This window comes from Mesotoga sp. UBA5557 (assembly GCF_002425715.1).
Classification (GTDB): Bacteria; Thermotogota; Thermotogae; order Petrotogales; family Kosmotogaceae; genus Mesotoga.
On the sequence record NZ_DIMV01000062.1, the window covers coordinates 14630 to 30913 of the forward strand.

14 protein-coding genes are annotated in these 16284 nt (G+C 47.6%); 3 read left to right on the forward strand and 11 right to left on the reverse strand.

Features of this window, described 5'->3' with window-relative positions; all coding sequences use genetic code 11:
- The first annotated feature begins 769 nt into the window (after positions 1 to 769).
- Together B3157_RS08225 and B3157_RS08230 are read left to right on the forward strand one after the other, a co-directional pair.
- Positions 770 to 1054: a hypothetical protein gene (locus tag B3157_RS08225; protein ID WP_292590058.1), complete on the forward strand. Its 285-nt coding sequence runs from the start codon at positions 770 to 772 to the stop codon at positions 1052 to 1054.
- 3 nt (positions 1055 to 1057) lie between these two features.
- Positions 1058 to 1327 (forward strand): hypothetical protein, encoded by a 270-nt coding sequence (locus tag B3157_RS08230; RefSeq protein WP_292590059.1) that lies wholly within the window; start codon positions 1058 to 1060, stop codon positions 1325 to 1327.
- Positions 1328 to 1901: 574 nt separating this feature from the next.
- On the opposite strand, the gene B3157_RS08235 is transcribed toward B3157_RS08230, so the two are convergent.
- From B3157_RS08235 to B3157_RS08270, 8 genes are all read right to left on the reverse strand, one after another.
- Positions 1902 to 2879: a glycoside hydrolase family 130 protein gene (locus B3157_RS08235; protein ID WP_214078963.1), complete on the reverse strand. Its 978-nt coding sequence runs from the start codon at positions 2877 to 2879 to the stop codon at positions 1902 to 1904.
- A 23-nt stretch (positions 2880 to 2902) separates the two neighbouring features.
- Positions 2903 to 3898: a LacI family DNA-binding transcriptional regulator gene (locus tag B3157_RS08240; RefSeq protein ID WP_214059821.1), complete on the reverse strand. Its 996-nt coding sequence runs from the start codon at positions 3896 to 3898 to the stop codon at positions 2903 to 2905.
- A 14-nt stretch (positions 3899 to 3912) separates the two neighbouring features.
- On the reverse strand, positions 3913 to 5280 hold the full coding sequence (bgaS, locus tag B3157_RS08245) for a beta-galactosidase BgaS (protein WP_214078964.1): 1368 nt from the start codon (positions 5278 to 5280) through the stop codon (positions 3913 to 3915).
- Between the two features lie 4 nt (positions 5281 to 5284).
- Positions 5285 to 6187 carry an ABC transporter ATP-binding protein gene (locus B3157_RS08250; RefSeq protein ID WP_214078965.1) on the reverse strand — a complete coding sequence of 301 codons (903 nt, stop codon included), beginning with the start codon at positions 6185 to 6187 and terminating at the stop codon, positions 5285 to 5287.
- Positions 6188 to 7138 (reverse strand): ABC transporter ATP-binding protein, encoded by a 951-nt coding sequence (locus B3157_RS08255; protein WP_214059824.1) that lies wholly within the window; start codon positions 7136 to 7138, stop codon positions 6188 to 6190. It abuts the gene before it with no gap.
- A gap of 2 nt (positions 7139 to 7140) precedes the next feature.
- Positions 7141 to 7989 carry an ABC transporter permease gene (locus tag B3157_RS08260; RefSeq protein WP_214059825.1) on the reverse strand — a complete coding sequence of 283 codons (849 nt, stop codon included), beginning with the start codon at positions 7987 to 7989 and terminating at the stop codon, positions 7141 to 7143.
- The gene (locus B3157_RS08265) at positions 7986 to 8978 is read right to left on the reverse strand and encodes an ABC transporter permease (protein WP_214059826.1); all 993 of its coding nucleotides are present in this window, start codon (positions 8976 to 8978) and stop codon (positions 7986 to 7988) included. The genes B3157_RS08260 and B3157_RS08265 overlap by 4 nt, the downstream gene beginning before the upstream one ends.
- A gap of 493 nt (positions 8979 to 9471) precedes the next feature.
- Positions 9472 to 11148, reverse strand: a complete 1677-nt coding sequence (locus tag B3157_RS08270; RefSeq protein ID WP_292590060.1) for an ABC transporter substrate-binding protein — start codon at positions 11146 to 11148, stop codon at positions 9472 to 9474.
- Between the two features lie 221 nt (positions 11149 to 11369).
- On the opposite strand from B3157_RS08270, the gene B3157_RS08275 reads away from it, so the two are divergent.
- Positions 11370 to 11591 carry a hypothetical protein gene (locus B3157_RS08275; protein ID WP_214078966.1) on the forward strand — a complete coding sequence of 74 codons (222 nt, stop codon included), beginning with the start codon at positions 11370 to 11372 and terminating at the stop codon, positions 11589 to 11591.
- Positions 11592 to 12015: 424 nt separating this feature from the next.
- Here B3157_RS08275 and B3157_RS08280 read toward each other — a convergent pair whose 3' ends face one another.
- The 3 genes from B3157_RS08280 to B3157_RS08290 form a co-directional block, all read right to left on the reverse strand.
- Positions 12016 to 13107 (reverse strand): Fic family protein, encoded by a 1092-nt coding sequence (locus B3157_RS08280; RefSeq protein ID WP_292590061.1) that lies wholly within the window; start codon positions 13105 to 13107, stop codon positions 12016 to 12018.
- Positions 13108 to 13400: 293 nt separating this feature from the next.
- A complete protein-coding gene (locus tag B3157_RS08285) occupies positions 13401 to 14729 on the reverse strand; it encodes an ATP-binding protein (RefSeq protein ID WP_292590062.1) in 1329 nt (442 codons plus the stop codon).
- A 361-nt stretch (positions 14730 to 15090) separates the two neighbouring features.
- On the reverse strand, positions 15091 to 15708 hold the full coding sequence (locus B3157_RS08290; RefSeq protein WP_292590063.1) for a fibronectin type III: 618 nt from the start codon (positions 15706 to 15708) through the stop codon (positions 15091 to 15093).
- Positions 15709 to 16284 lie beyond the last annotated feature (576 nt).

The window sequence follows — 16284 nt, forward strand, 5'->3', positions numbered from 1 at the left end:
CTGAGCTTTTACAAGCGATCAGCGGGTTCTTGTTCTTAAGCGCGCAGCGACTCTTCAGAAGCCAGTCTGCTTGCGCAGGCCAGTCAGGCTTCGCCTGGCCAGTCTTTGCTTCGCAAAGGCCAGTTCCGCTTCGCGGGGAAAGAGTAGCTGCAATTGACAGACACATTTTTACCTGCCGCGGACGAGTGAGCAAAGGGGCTTCAAAGAGCACACTCCCCACCGCAAGCGGTCCCCCCCGCTCAAGCGGGGATTGAGATCAAGAGCAGAAGAGCGGTTCATCAGACACATCGTGTCCGGGTTCGTAATTAAAAACCACGAGATGTTGAGAGAGCACGAGACGGATGAGATGAGATCCAGGTTGGGCGCTCGAGCGGGGATTAAGAGCTTTGCTTCGTAGGGAGCATCTGTTCGCTGAAAGGCCCGAAATCCGTCAACAGTCCACCGTCCTCCGAAATCGACGAAAACCGCGAAAAGAAGAGAGAGCGAGACAGATGAGATCCAGTTTGAGCGCTCAAGCGGGGATTAAGAGCTTTGGTTCGTGGGGCGCATCTGTTCGCTGAAAGGCCCGAAATCCGTTAACGGTCCTCCGTCTTCCGAGATATTCGTCATTAGCATTTCTACTTCATTCGTCCTTTTCTGTGTTGAACCCTCCGCACTGATCATAATCCCAATGGAGATCACAATCATTTGAACTCGCTGTAAGAGAGTTATAATCAAGTTATCCAGTATCTTCTGAGAATAACGACGCGGATGTTGAGGTGGAGACACGGTGGATAGGAACAACAAGCAATCTCGAGCAGTAACTAAGAAAAAGAAGGTTCTTGACAAAATCAACGGTCATGATGCTCTTATTATACTGAAAGCCTTGGCCAACGAAGATCGGAGCATTGCAAAACGTATTGAGCAAATCGCATTGGAATACCTGCGCGATATAGATGTCGAGAACGTTGCTTCGCAAGTGTACTATGCGTTGGAAGGAATTGAAGTTGAGGATCTCTGGGAACAATCAGGCAGCATGAGGTATGGGTATGTGGAACCGTCAGATAGAGCGTGAGAAATGTTTGAAGAGGCTTTAGAACCATTCACAAATGAACTGAACAGATATTTCGAACTTTCGCTGGAGAACGAGGCGAAGAAATACTGCATGGGTATTCTGAAAGGAATAAACCAGTTCGACAAAGAATCGACATCTCAGTTCAAAGACTGGGCCGAAGATGCTCCAGATGAGCTTTTCGAAAGGGTCTTGGATGACTGGAAGAGGGCCTGTAAAAATCCTGAGCATATACAGGAAATGGAAGACTTCATCGAACGGGGTCTCGGAAAGTGACGGTTTGGACGAAGACGAACAGAAGCTGGCACTATTGAAGAAAGGCGCACACATATCTTGATCTTTACAACAAGCCAATAATCGACTTTTCATTTGTTGATACGTATCCTAACCAGGGTCATGTGAGTGCGGGTAGACCACCCTGCAGTTAATGACCGTTATAACGAACAGAGTTTGCCATAAGTGTCCGGTATACAGAACATTATTTGGTATTATTGCTTCAGAGATCTTCTAGGAAGGAATGCAAGGATGTATCCATTGCCAAAGGATCTTCTCTCCAGTTCTCACTCATGTTCTTAGTCATTTCAGAATCAAGGGATTGATTTATCAGCTTTCATTGGAGACTGCTGAGCTGCAAGGGAGTTTGATCCCGTTCACTTGGTTTGGCTGAACCGAAGATCCCAGCGGCACAATGGAATGGGCCTTCATAACCTTCGTAAACATATCAGTCCACAAAAAGAGATAGTCCTATTTGCTTGAGATGGAGAAGATAACTTGCAATCCATGTGTTGATCCTTTCATAGACTACCTATTGGGAATCGGAACATTTCGACTACCGCATTGGTGACATTAATTACGAGTGCTCTTCTAGGAAGTCATACAGGATCTCTGCAGTCGTGAAGGCAAGCGCGGTAACGGTGTCTGCCGCTCCATAGTATATGGTGATTTTTCCCGTCTCGGGATCCTGGAGACTGGCGCACGGGAAGGTTACATTCGGAACGTCGCCGACGTTTTCGTAGGGCATTCTCGGATTGAGAATGTAATGCTTAGACCTCTTGATTACTTTCCAGGGCTTCTCCAGATCGAGAAGGGCAACGCCCGTGCTATATACATAGCCGTTGCACGATGTCCATACACCATGATAGATAAGCAACCAACCTTCCGAGGTCTCTATTGGAATGGGTCCAGCTCCCACTTTAGTTGATTGCCAGCCAACAGTGGGCGACATGACATGTCTGTGGCAGCCCCAGTGAATCATATCGGGGCCCTCGCTGTAGAAGATGTCTCCGAAGGGAGTGTGCCCGTTGTCGCTCGGCCTGCTTAACATTGCGAATTTTCCTTTGATTTTTCTCGGGAAGAGTACCCCATTTCTGTTGAAAGGAAGGAACGCGTTTTCAAGCTGATAGAAACTCTCGAAGTCGTATGTATAGCCGACACCTATGGTCGGTCCATGATAACCGTTACACCAGGTGATGTAGTATCTATCTTCGAGGAAGACGACTCTGGGATCGTATCCATAAACGAAACGGGCGATTTCTGGTTCCTCGGAAATGAATTCGATTCTCTCTCCATCGATGTTCCACGACAAACCGTCCTTGCTTTTCCCAGAGTGAAGCTCCATGGCGAGCTCTTTAGTGTCGACACGAAATACTCCTCTGAATTCATCTCCGTACGCTACTACTGCGCTGTTGAAAATGCTGTTGGCACCTACCACCATTTCGCGTGTGATAAGGGGGTTTCTCGAGTATCTCCATACCGGCTCGCGAAAATCTTCAGGCCTTTCTTCCCAGGGGAGATTATTGAGCTTGTTGCCGACTATTCTGATCGCCAAGGATGTCCTCTCCTTCCTCTCTGCTATATAGCTATTACCGATTCCCTTTCGACAAGGGCCGTGGGCAGAACGATATTCCTGAATACTCTCTTCTGGGTCAGCCTCAATCTCTCTATGAGTAGCTGAGCGGCGGCGCTTCCCATTTCGATTCTGGGTTGCGAGACGGTAGTTAGGGCGGGAATCGTATAAGGAGCGTGAACTGAATCGTCGAACCCTATGACGGATACGTCGTCAGGGACCCGAACACCCTTCTTGTGAAGCTCCTGCATTGCGCCCATTGCCACGTGATCGTTAACGGCAAAGATTGCCGTGAAATCAACGCCGGAATCCTGAAGGTAATCCCTGATGGCTTCCTGCCCATGGTGCGGCTCGAATCCTCCTACCCTTGCAACTTTCAGATCGAAGTCCGTGGATCTTGAAGCGAATTTTCTCAGCCCTTTCAACCTCTCCTTTGAAGCGTGCACACCCTCCTGCCCCGGAAGAAAGAGAACACGTCTGTGCCCTTTTTCGTGAAGGAATTTAGCAACGTTATATGCGGCAAAGGAGTTATCTATGTTTACGGAGTCGGCCTTGATCTCTCTTATTGGAGAGTCGACGGCGACAACGACTATTCCGCTCTCTATGAACCTGTTAAGCATGTGCTCGTCGCTGTGAAGAGTCGCAACTATGATGCCATCGACCTTTCGCTGGAAGTATTCGTTGAGAATCTCCTGCTCGCGACTGACCATCTCTCGGGCCATGGCGAGCATTACGTCGAACCCGTTCCTGTGAGCATAATCCTCGACTCCCATGAAGATCTCTCCGTAATGGTTTCCCATAGTGTTAGGAAGAAGGACGCCCAGGGTTCTGTAAAGACTCTTCTTTCGAATCGAAGGCATTGGATGATAGTTGAGCCTGTTAATCACCCTCAATACACGCAACTTAGTGTCTTCTGAAACATAGCCGCTTCCGTTCACTACCCTCGAGACGGTCGCTATCGAAACCCCAGCTTCGGCGGCGACATCTTTTATGGTTACCATCTAGACTTTCCCCCCTATTCAATGAGCAGGCTTTCGTCAAAAAGGTCGTACGGCTCTTTCAACATCTTCTTGAAGCTATTCACTGAGCCCTGTTCAATGATTTCTTTGAAAAGGTAGTAAGAAGGTCTTGGAGTTAGGCTTCCATCTTCAAAGTCTACACTCACCAGTCCGAAGCGCATCGCGAAGCCGGAGGCCCATTCGTAGTTGTCCGCGAGAGACCAGTGCAAGTATCCCTTTACACTGAAGCCCTCCTCAATAAGCTTTTCCACTGCGTGCAGGTGGCTGATGAGATAGTAAGGCCTCAGGCAATCCGCGCCATCTGCGATTCCATTCTCTGTTATAAAGACTGGGATATCGTACCTTCTCATTGTCATCTTCAGTATATTGTACAACCCTTCGGGGTAGATCTCCCAGCCGAAGTCGCTCGTCGGTCTGCCCGATCTGGAGAGCGAGTTGGGTTTACAACCCTGCCCAAATTCCGGCAAGACCCTATATCCTCTGTCGCTGTCCTTATCGGGTTGGACGACCATCCGTGAATAGTAATTTATGCCAAGAAAGTCCGTTCTCTCTTTTATGCGGTCGATGAATTCTAATTGAGCTTCCATGGCAGAATCGGCCGCGCTTTTTTCTCCGTCTATCCAGCTGAAAGCGTAGATCAAGCCCACCGGTGAGGCTGATTGGTTCTTGAGTTCTTCGTACGCATTCAGATGGGCGTTGATCAAGTTGGAGCGAGCCACTTCCACCAGGTCGGGCCTGACAATCGACGGAGGGAACCCGGAGGATCTGTTTCTATAACCAAGCATCGCCACGACGTCTGGTTCATTCTCCGTTGACCACATATCGACGATATCTCCAAGTCTCCTTCCGCATAGGCAGGCGTATTTGCGGAATTCTTCGGCCGTTCGCGGATCGACCCAGCCTCCGGCAGTGAAATCGGAGTACCTGTTAACCTTAATCGGTTCGTGGAGCCAAATGGGAAGTGAGAAATGGTTAAGATTAACCATTACTTTCATTCCCAGATTCCTTATGTCTTGAATCATCTCTCTGTAGTGCTCTATCGCTTCAGCGTTGCATATATCATCGATTTCATCTGCGCGTCTCTCGAAAGTTGGTTTAGGGAGAATTCTCGACCACTCCAACCCTATTCGTATTATCTTCATTCCCGAGTGGGCTGCAAGTCTGTGAAACTTCTCGAAGCCTGTCCAATAATCTGGCCCGCTTTCGGGTAGCGTTCCGCTAACTATCTTATTTTCGATGTTCAATTTATCGTGAGCCCAAACGTACCAGTCCGAGCCAGGGTCGATGCTCTCGGGAGAGTTCCTTCCCATCTCGAACTGAAATCCTGAAAGAGAGACACCGAACAGGAAATCTTCGCCAAACATACCTTCATCTCCTTTTTACGGCCACATAGTGATCCTCTTCAACTTTCACCATTTCTTGTTCCTCATCCATGATGGGGTCGAAACACTTTCGTCCGTCGATTTTCGTTTCGTAATCGCTCTTAAGGTCCTCCCACTTCTGGTCGAGCCTCGGCACTGAGGAGAGGAGCTTACATGTGTAATAATGCTGAGGATTGAAGAAAACCCTGTCAGTTCTTCCCATTTCAACGACATGACCTTTGAACAGTATTACTGTTCTTTCGCTCAAATAGTAGCCAAGAGACAGGTCATGGGTTATGAAGAGTATTGAAAGGCCCTTCTTCTTGAGGTCTGCAAGCAGGTTCAACACGTCGACTCTTGTAGAGGCGTCAAGCATGCTGATCAGTTCGTCGGCCACCAGAAAGCTTACGTCCAGCAGCAGGGCTCTGGATATGAGGATTCTCTGCAGTTGACCGCCGCTGAGCTGATGAGGATACTTACCAAGGATCTGATCTGGATCTAGGCCAACCTTTTTCAGAACTGTGTGCACTTTTTCCATCCAGTCACTGTAGTGCAACTTCCCGAAGAAAACCGATCGAAGATTCTCGAAGACTCTGTCCACTTTGAAGATAGGATTATAGGAGCTGAACGGGTCCTGAAAGACGCCCTGTACTTTTCTGTAGTAATCTCTTAGCTCAGAGCCCTTCAACACGCTAATATCACGTCCATCAAGTAGTATTTCTCCTTCAGAGATTGTCAGCAATCTCAGGATCATCTTTCCTATGGTGCTTTTGCCGCTCCCGCTCTCGCCTATTAGAGAGGTGACCTCTCCCTCTTCAATCTTGAAAGACACATTGTTTACGGCCTTGAGACTGCCTGAAGAGAACATTCCCGTCCTGAAGACCTTCGTCAGATTAATGAGCTCAAGCATCTAGCTCACTCCCCAGCAGGCCACCCAGTGTGAAGGTTCTATTTCAGTCATGGGCGGCTCCTCTTCGCACTTTTCAAAGGCCAGCGGGCATCTGTCCTTGAACCTGCAGCCTCTCGGAGGCGACAGTAGTTGAGGGGGTTTTCCTGGGATTCCTTTCAGTCTTCTATCTGTGCAGTGCACTCCAACCTCCGGCAGAGACAAGATAAGCATCTTCGTGTAAGGATGGGCAGGCTTTTCAATTATCACTTCTGTAGCGGCCCGCTCTACAAGCTTGCCCGCGTACATTATCAGTATCGAATCTGCTATCTGGTAGAGGATCGAGATGTCGTGGGTAACGAAGATGACGCTTTTGACAAAGCCCTTATCCCTGAACTCTACGATCATCTCGGCTACTGCGCGCTGAGTCGAAACATCCAGGGCCGATGTGATCTCGTCTGCTATTAGCAAAGAGGGATCTAAAAGCGTCGAGATAACCATTACAGCCCTCTGCTTCATTCCTCCCGACAGTTCTACGGGGTACATGTCTAGGACCGATCTATCGAGACCCACGAGATCCAGCCTCCTGTTAAGTTCGGGAAGGGCCTTTTCGTATCCCACGCCGTGACAGGCGAGAAGATCCGCAATGAGTTTCTTTAGCTTGACGGTAGGATTCAAAGCATTCATGGCGTACTGGGGTATTATGGAGATTCTTTTGTATCTGAAATCCTTCATCTTCCTGCTATCACCTATAGGAAGCTGACTTCCGTCAAGAGAGACACTGCCCTCGACGAGTTTCATCGGGAGACGAAGCATTATGAGGGAGTTGCTGAGAGTCGATTTTCCGCAGCCCGATTCTCCGGCAATTCCGGCAATCTCCCCGTCGCGAAGATCGAAGCTTACTCCGTCCAGGGCCTTGATATCTCCTTTAAGAGTCTGGTAATAAACTCTAAGGCCATCTACGCTTAGAGACATTATCACAGCTCCCTCAATTTAGGATTGAAAACTTCATCCAGTCCAGTATTCATGAAATAAAGCGCGCCGACGATAGCCGTGATAGCTACTCCGGGAGGTATCAGCCACCACCACATCCCAAGCTGAATTGCGCTCCACAAAACCGCATTCTGCATCATAAGTCCGAGCGAGATTCCCTGAGTCGGGCCAAGTCCTATGAAGTCAAGCGTAACCGCCGCGAGAATCGCTCCTCCGAATTGGAGTATGAATGTCATGAAGAGATAGGACATCATGTTCGGAGCGATTTCTCCAAAGATTATTTTCAATGGTTTCATGCCAGTGATTCTGGCGAGGTCGACGAAGTCCCTCGTTCTCAAAGTAAACGTCTGGGCCCTTATCGCTCTTGCCGCCCACGGCCAGGAGGTAAGACCTATAAATATGCTCTGTACAAGTATTCCTCTATATGGTAGGTAGGCCGCAACAATAAGAAGAAGGGCCAACGTCGGTATGACAGTAACGATATTGGTCAACATGTTGAGCAGTTCGTCGACCATGCCTCCTCGATAGCCGGCTATGAAGCCGATGAGGATCCCCAGAAATGTCGCGAGACCTCCGGCAACCAATCCGACCAAAAAAGTTGACCTCAGTCCATAAACCGTCTGCGAAAAAACATCTTGCCCGAAGGTTGTAGTTCCTAACCAGAACTCTTTTGAAGGCGGGTGGTAGCCCGGCCCGGCATAATCGAGCGGTCCGTGTTTCGCGAAGAGAGGTCCGAAGATCGCCAGCAAAATGAAGAATGAGAGTATGCAAAAACCGACCTTCAGACGCCCGTTTCTAAGGGCGAAATAAAGAAATTCATTCTTAGTCTTCATACAGTCTCTCCCCCTGCCGTGTGTCTGATTCTAGGATCAATCATTATATATGCGATATCCAGAATGATGTTGGCCAACAACACACCGACGATTATGAACAGAAAACAACCCTGTATGAGGAAGTAATCCTGATTCATAATCGCTTCCTTTAGAAGATGGCCGATACCGGGGTATGAAAAGACGACTTCGGTGGCAAGCGCTCCGGCAACTATTACACCGAGCTGGAGAGCAAGTCCCGTAATCTGAGGAAGGACCGCGTTCTTGTAGGCATACCGTCTGACGAGAGTGCTAGAAGCACCCAGAGACTCCAGGTACCTTGAATACTCGGCCTCGAGTTCATAGATGATCATGTTACGCATTCCGATGGCCCAGCCTCCAAACTGCACAAGAAAGAGAGAGCTAAATGGAAGTATCCAATGCTTCAGGAAGTCCCAGATGAAGGCCCAGTTCCAGCCTGGCACCATTGAAAAACTGTAGGCACCTGCTATTGGAAGAACGTCAAGCGCGACCCCAAAGAACCAGGCGAGAAGTATACCCAGCCACATGTACGGCGTAGCCGTTAGTACGTACCAGATGGGCAAGACTATGCCGTCAAGTTTCTTTTTCCTGGCGGCAAATGCACCGAACTTGTTGCCCAAAAAATAACTGAGCATAATTGAGGGAATCAACAGGGCAAGGTCAAAGGGTAGGGCCCTGGTTATCACCCTGGTTACCGGAGCCCCTGTAACATACAAGCTGACTCCAAGATCGCCTCTGAAAAGGCCTGCCCAAAAAGCGACATATTGACGAAGTGGTGATTTGTCCAGCCCATAGATCTCGTTAAGGTAGCCGGCGATTACCTCGGTTGTATCCGACCTGGTGGAAAACCTAGACAGCAGATTCGTAATTGGATTGCCGGGCATAAATCGCGGTATCATCCAGTCTATCGTAACCGCAAATACAAATGTCAGCAGGTAGATTATTATCTTTCTTCTGAAATAGGCTCCCACGGTCTGAGTCTCCTTCCTTTAACCCTACCCACAAGATGGAGAGCTTCATCTTCTTGACCCACCAAAACAAATTCTCGGTCAAAGCCGCGATACCAAATCCCATTCCGAACACCCAATCTGAGTCGTGTGACTCTCTAGACTTCGGCGAGCCAGAAAAAGGGGATTGGACAGGGACTTGTGTTTCTTCAAAGACTGAAGGGAGTTGCTCCAGTCATGTTGAGAAACTGCGCCTAGGAAGACTTAGTTGCAATCCTCATTCACAGGCAGTACGGCATCTGGATCAGTCCAATCCTATCGTTATCTTTATTGTCCTTAAGAATACAGACGGTCTTCTTGCCAAAAAAGCAATTTTGCTTCCTTGCCCAGCGAAAAACAACACCGGGAGCCCGAGCCATACAGGTTGAGTCTCGCATGAGCGAAATCGTCGAAATCCGAGTCTGCCAAAGGCCCCCACAGACAACACTACGTCCGCGGGGGCAGAAATATTAGTTCGTTACTTTGCCTCCAGAGCTGTCAGCATGAATATACCACCAAGTTGCCATTTTCCGTTCCAGGTGCAGGGATAATAATGAGGGCCGTGTTCACTCGGCCAGTTGGTCCATACATCGGTACTCGCTTGGAACCACATTCCGTTGAACCAGAGAGGAACGTAGGGAATCTCTTTCAAGAACAACTCTTCCAGTTCCGACATAATCTTCTGACCCGTCTCATAATCATCGACAGGCGTTCTGTCGAAGGCTTGCATTAACTCGAAGGCCTTTGGATTGTTGTATTTGCCGTAGTTGCCTTGAGTTTGCTGCTCTCTGATATCCCAGAACAACCAGTAGTAGTAACTCCATACAGTATTGGACAGATTGCTGTTGAAATTGTTGATAGCCATGTCAAATCTGCCGCCGTATAGTTCGTCCTGATATCTGGAGTAGTCGGGGAATTCAGCCTTAGCGTTGATCCCCACGGCTTTCAGGTTGTTGGCGATTATTTTTATTGACTCCATCCAGTCGGTCCAGCCGAAAGGAACGATTATGGAGAGTTCTATCTTGGAACCATCTGGTGCCTCAACAAACCCGTCCCCATTTATATCCTTGTAACCTGCATCGGCCAGGACCTTTTTGGAGACCGACGGATCGTATTTGAAACCGTACTGCTCGACTACCTGTTCATCGTAATACTTCATCCAGGCATCGATAGGAAGGAAGCCAAGCGGGTTAGACTTGATAACCTGGTTTTCGAAAACCCTTGTAACTATGTCGTCGGCGTTTATGGCCCAGGCAACGGCCTTCCTGAAGTTTACATCATCCATCGGCTTTCTGCTGTTGTTGAGAAAGAGAACTGCCGTGTTATCTGAAAGCATGTAAGGCGCGCCATCGAAATATGTGTGGATTCCGTAAGCAGCTTTTACGGCGGGGACTCCTGGAAGGAAGAAGTTGCTGATGTCCAGCTCTCCTTTGAAAATCATACCCAGAGCCACGTTGTTGCCGGAAACGGTGAGGTAGACTATTCTCTTGGGGGTCGGCTTGATTCCCAGCTGCTCGATACCCCACCATTTGTCGTTTCTCAGGTAGATCATTCTGTCCAGACCGTAACCTTCAGCCAGGTAACAACCCGTTTCTATCGGTCCCTCGTTCGCTCCTGTAAGAATCTCGGCTTCCGTTTTGTTTTTCCATATGTGTTCAGGAACCATAGGCAGCTGATAGAGCTGGAAGGACCACTGCTGATAGAGTGGTTCAGTGAAATAGACACGCACGGTCAGTCTGTCAACCATCTCCACTTCTTTTATCCAGTTCCACATTGAGCTGTAATGGACTCCGGGATACTTTTTGGCGATATCGAATGTGAATTTGACGTCTTCGGCATCGAACTTTTCTCCATCGGTCCAGTATACTTCGTCTCGAAGCTTCAGCTCGTAGGTCTTTCCGTCTATCCATCCTCCATCCACTGCAAGCCAGGGAATCATCTCGTTGCTTAGAGGATCGAACATAAACAGGTACTCATAGATGAGACCGTTGGTTCCGGTCATGATCGCCCAGGGGGTGAATGGATTCCAGTTGTTCGGCGGACTCCACAACCCTCCACCGGCGTAGAGAGTTTCCTTCCGATCGTAAACTTGACCAATAGCGAGGCTACAAACGAGTATGATGGCCAGAAGTAGTAGAATGAACCTCTTTTTCATATACCCAACCTCCTTTTCTAACCCTTACGGGCTCCAACAACATGATATTACTGAAAACATTTACATATTAAAGCGATCTTGGGCTGATATTTCTCAGAAATCCGTAATTATCACCGAACAGGGCACACTGTTTTCTTTATTCACAAATGATTAACGCTATTTCAAGGCAAACCGCCTGGCCTTCCGTATGCCGGATTGTAATTGATATTAAAGGAGGTAGTATGAGTGTTCTTCACTCGCCACAGGGCAACAACATGAAATTGCTTTTGCATTTCTCTTCATCAACTACTCTTGGAAGGATCCGCATGATATCTGTGATTGTGAAAATGGTTTTCATTTTCATAAATGAGGTCGTTGAGGCTCCAAAGACTTTGGAGAGGACGGCTCTTCTCCATGATGGAATTCCTCACTTTGCGATCTATCGGAACAGCTTGGTATGCTAGAAATCCCGCAAAATTCCGACTATGAATGAATATGTGAGTCTGGCGCGTTAAAGAAAGTAGATAGGCATAGCAGATGCCTCAGTATAGTTGGTACGTTCAAAATGAAGACCATAGCACTTCATGATCAAATCGTGAGTCATTTCTGACTTTTTCAGAAGAGTTGTTTTGTATTTAACACGCAAATGACAATCCCGGTTTTATCCGACTGAACATAGTGCTAGAACGTACTGAAAGCAATTAGAGTCATTAGTGAAGCGACTTGATGTCATAACCTTTGTGAAAATGAAAGGATTGGGAACGATGGGGAAGAGCAGCTGCTTCACGTTGGCTCTTCCTATGCCCAATGTTTCATATTCGGAATTCGCCCTTCTTCCCCAATACTCTCAGCGTTGAAGAACAGCGTTGGCACATTCCAAGAACAATCTCAAGATTCAGTTCCGATAAACTGCCGATATATTTCCGATAATCCATATCTTCGATTCTTGTTCGAGGGATCGAGTACTTCGAGAAAGCCTTCTTGGACCCACTTGTTTACTATGTTTCTCACCATTCTCTCTGAAAGCCCCAGGTTGTTTGCCAGCTCTCTTACAGTCAAGAAATCTCTTGAAGCGAACATAGAGAGGATATTCTTCTGGCGATGGTCAAGTCTTCTCAAGAGCACTGGATCTTGAGGATTTTCTCCTTGGGTTAGAACTTCCTTTTTGGCTGCTTCGAAAGCCTTTGCGAGCAATTCCACGAAGTATCCAACCCAGCCGGTAAGATCGGCCTTCTCTCTTCCCTCATAATAGTTGTGGTGGGGATGAGTGACTAGAGAGTAGTAATAGAGCTGAAGGTCGCTAGCGTGGTACTCCTCTAGAGAATAGATTCCGTTCAGTCCATAGCCTCCCCTTTGAAGAATGAAGGTGGACAAGAGCCTTGCGGTTCTTCCATTCCCGTCGTAAAAGGGATGAATAGTAACGAATTGGTAGTGAACGAGTGCGGCGATCAGCGGGACTGGGGTCTTATTCCGGGCCTCGTGCTCCCAGTTAACGAGTCCCCCCATCAGTTCCGGAACATCCTTTGCTTCCGGAGGAAGGTAGATGATCGCATTAGTCAGGGAGTCTCTTATTACGTTTTGTTCGCTTCGATACTCAGAGGGCTTTGCTCTAAGACCCTTCTCGACAATCGAGCGAGTTTTCTTTATAAGGTATTCATCGAACGGTCTGAGTTCTTTAGCCCACTCTTCGATTTTGAGGAGAGCATCCCAATAGTTCTTCACTTCACTTCCATCTCTAGCTTTTTCTTGTGCGACCCTTTGACTATTTACAACATCGCGCGCTTCCTGAAGAGTCAGGCGATTGCCTTCTATCTGTGTTGAAAAGTGGGTTGATCGGATCCTTGCGCTTTCTCTTATTCTTGCAAGAGAGCTTAAAGGAATCTGCGCGTTCTCCACTTGAACCCTTATCTTTTCTATTGTCATAAGATCTGCCGCTATCTTATCGGTAATTGAGTACCGGGGGTCCCACTTCACTTTCACCAATATCGCTCCTCTCATCACACTTCAATTATACTGGATTTCCGACAAACTGCCGATAAAGGAGCCGCTGAACGCTGCAAAATCCGCTCATCGCTTGAGAGAACATGCTGAACGCTTCGAAGAGCCGTCCTTAGTTATTGGTCCCGGATCATGAACCAGTCCGTGGATATCATGGAGAGCGCTTGAGAGGACAGAAGGCATCTTTCCAAATGAATCTGTCTGAAAACCCAGCAGATCGTTGAGTTCAGTTGAAGCCCTTTAGGTTTACGAAAACCTGTCAGAAATAGTGTAGATTAAATGCTTGGGAGGAAATCCTCAATAAGAAGCCATTTCCAGAGAGGGATCAGCTCAATGGTCTTGTCGTGAATCTTCAGCGTGTCTTCAATGTCGCTGTTTAGAAGTATCCTGCGGGATCTCTCGCTCTCGAATTCGAGTAATCCCCGAAGTTCACGTTCTCTCAAATCGAGATCATCCAGATTCGACATTGTGACATTGATGACCAGATCGCCAGTTCTTCCAGAGGCGACGAAATCAACTTCGGTTTTGTCAGTCTTCCAGAAAGTCACTTTATAGCCCCGCCTCAAGAGCTCTAGAAAGACAATGTTCTCTCCATCTCTTCCAAAACCCTCAGTGAGCGGCTTGACAACGGCTTTTCTCAAACCAGTGTCGACGGAATATACTTTTCTTGGGTTGATTAGGGCTTTCTTGACGGAATTCGTGTGAAGCTCTACTTCAAACAATATGTATGCTTCCGATAGGTGCGACATGTTCTCTGAAATTGTGCTGGTTGAAGTCTTTCCCGAGGTCTGTTCGAGAGCCTTCTGTATTTTTCTGTAGCTCAAGAGATTTCCGCTGTTCTTCAGAGCATAGAGGGCGATTCTCTTTGTAAGCAGAACGTCTCTGATATTCCAACGCTCTACGATGTCCCTGTATATGATGTCGTCGAAATATGCCTCGAGAATCTTTGTCCCGTTTTCTTCCGGGAAGTTCAAGAGAATCTCAGGAAAGCCTCCAGAATCCAAATAACTGAACAGCAGATTCTTGATGAGATCGCTTTTGAGTTCAATTGAAAGCGAGGAGACTTCAATTCCCTTCGATCGCACAAAGTCCGCGAATGAAAAGGGCAACAGAGTCAGATCTATGTGTCTTCCTGTCAACAGCGTTCCAAGCTCCTTGGAAGAAAGCTTTGAAGATGAGCCGGTAACAATGAATTTGACCTCCCCGGACTCCCTGTAAGTCTCTATCCATCGCTCCCAGCCTCGTATATGCTGGATCTCATCGACAAACATGTAAGTCTTTCCAACGGGATTGACTCTCTGCCTGTAAAGCCTGTAGAGTTTTTCAAGAAGGACAGGTGTTTTCTCTTCCATTAAGAGAGAGACATCTTCAAGGTTCAAGAACAGAAAGGAGAGTTTATCAACAGATTCTAGGAGCTTTCTGTACACAAGCTTAAGAAGAGATGATTTGCCGGATCTTCGAGGCCCTTTTACGATCTGCACGAAATTGCTGTCAAGAAATTCTTCAATCTCACCGACCTCTCTTCTGTAAACAAGGTCCGGAAGGGATCGATCTTCCCAGTAATTCCATCTTGCAAGGACGGAAAACATCTGTTGATCTGTCATATTAACCACCTGTCAATTAATGACCTTTATAACAAACACATTTTAGCATAAGTGACCAGTATATAGAACACTATTTCACTTTATTTCTGAAGAGATCTTATAATAAGAGACTTAAGGCCCTTTCGAAAGCCCAGATCCCGAAACAAGTTCGGGATGACAGAGTAAGCAGTTACGAAGGGTCGGTACGGAAATTATATAGTGAGTGTCTCACAGGAATGATGCATAGAGGAATTTCCAAAAAGCCATTGTTTGTTGACGCAGTGAGAGCTACGGGAAAGCCACTAATGAATAACGATGTTTGATGATTTTCGGAAATCCCGGTAAACTCCGGGGTTTCCACACAACATTCTGCTAGATAGAATTACTTCTTTGTTTTAAAACTCCATATTGGACCAATCACCGGCAGCGAGCCCTCGTTCTTAGCAGCTATCTTCCAGTAATATTTCGCATTGGGAAGGAGACCGCTCTTGTTATAGGTATTGGTAGTTCGATTCGATATGAAAAGGGAAGGATTGTGAGATGTGGAAAGGTATAGATCGTACAATACCGCATCCCCGTCGGGATCTCCGCCTTCCCAAGACAAGAGAACTTCAAGATCAGTGTCCTTCGTGCCATTTGCCGGGGAAGGGTTCGAGGGAACGTTGGGGAATGACTTGACCGCTACTGTGAATGTCTTGTCAGATGATGCTTCCTTCTCGTCTTCTGCTCTTATAGTGACTGCAACATCGCCGAGTGGTCCGCTGCCTGTCCATTCATAAAGGCTGCCTGAAACGGTTCCCGGTCCTCCAATGAGACTATATGAAAGAAAATGGCCGTCCAGATCTGAACAATATTCGGCAAGGTTGATCTGAATAAGCTCTCCAATATTCTCGACAATTGCTTCTATGACTCCCCATTCAGGCTTGCTATTCTTTATTGGACAGGCCGTAAGGAATAATACAGTAAGCACAAGAACCACCGTCAGGTGAAAACTCTTCATCTCATTATCTTCCACAATCCGAATTAGGAGATGAGATTGCTGCTTTTTCTGAAAAGTGAGTGGTTCCCTAACAACATCTCCTTATAGATTTTGAACAGCATCGGACGATTCAGGTGCTTCTGGGCAGAGTGACCTTTCTGACTCTTCGGGGAAAGAGTTAAGATACGCGTGTTTCTACGATAAGACCACCCGAGAAAGCGTATTATGGAGAGTCTGCTGCGCTAACGAGAGACGAGAAATGGAGAAGCCAGTCTGCTGGCGCAGGGAGTGATGCTGGAATAAAACATTAGACGCAAGGCTGGGCAAGAACGGCCCAGGTCGCAATGCCGGCGAAGAACATGCCGGGACGCAAGGCCGACTGAGTCGGGAAGTGAGGCTGCTTCGCAGGAAGTGATGCCCGGAGAAACGTCCGGGGAAGTGATGCGCCGAAAAGCATCGGCAGAAGTGATGCCACCTTCGGTGGGACGCAATGCACTGAAGAGCATCAGTGGTCGCAAGGCCCGCTTCGCGGGGAAAGAGCCGCTTACAAGATAACGCTGTACGCTGTGAAGAGTCGTCCTTAGTCCTTCGTCCCAG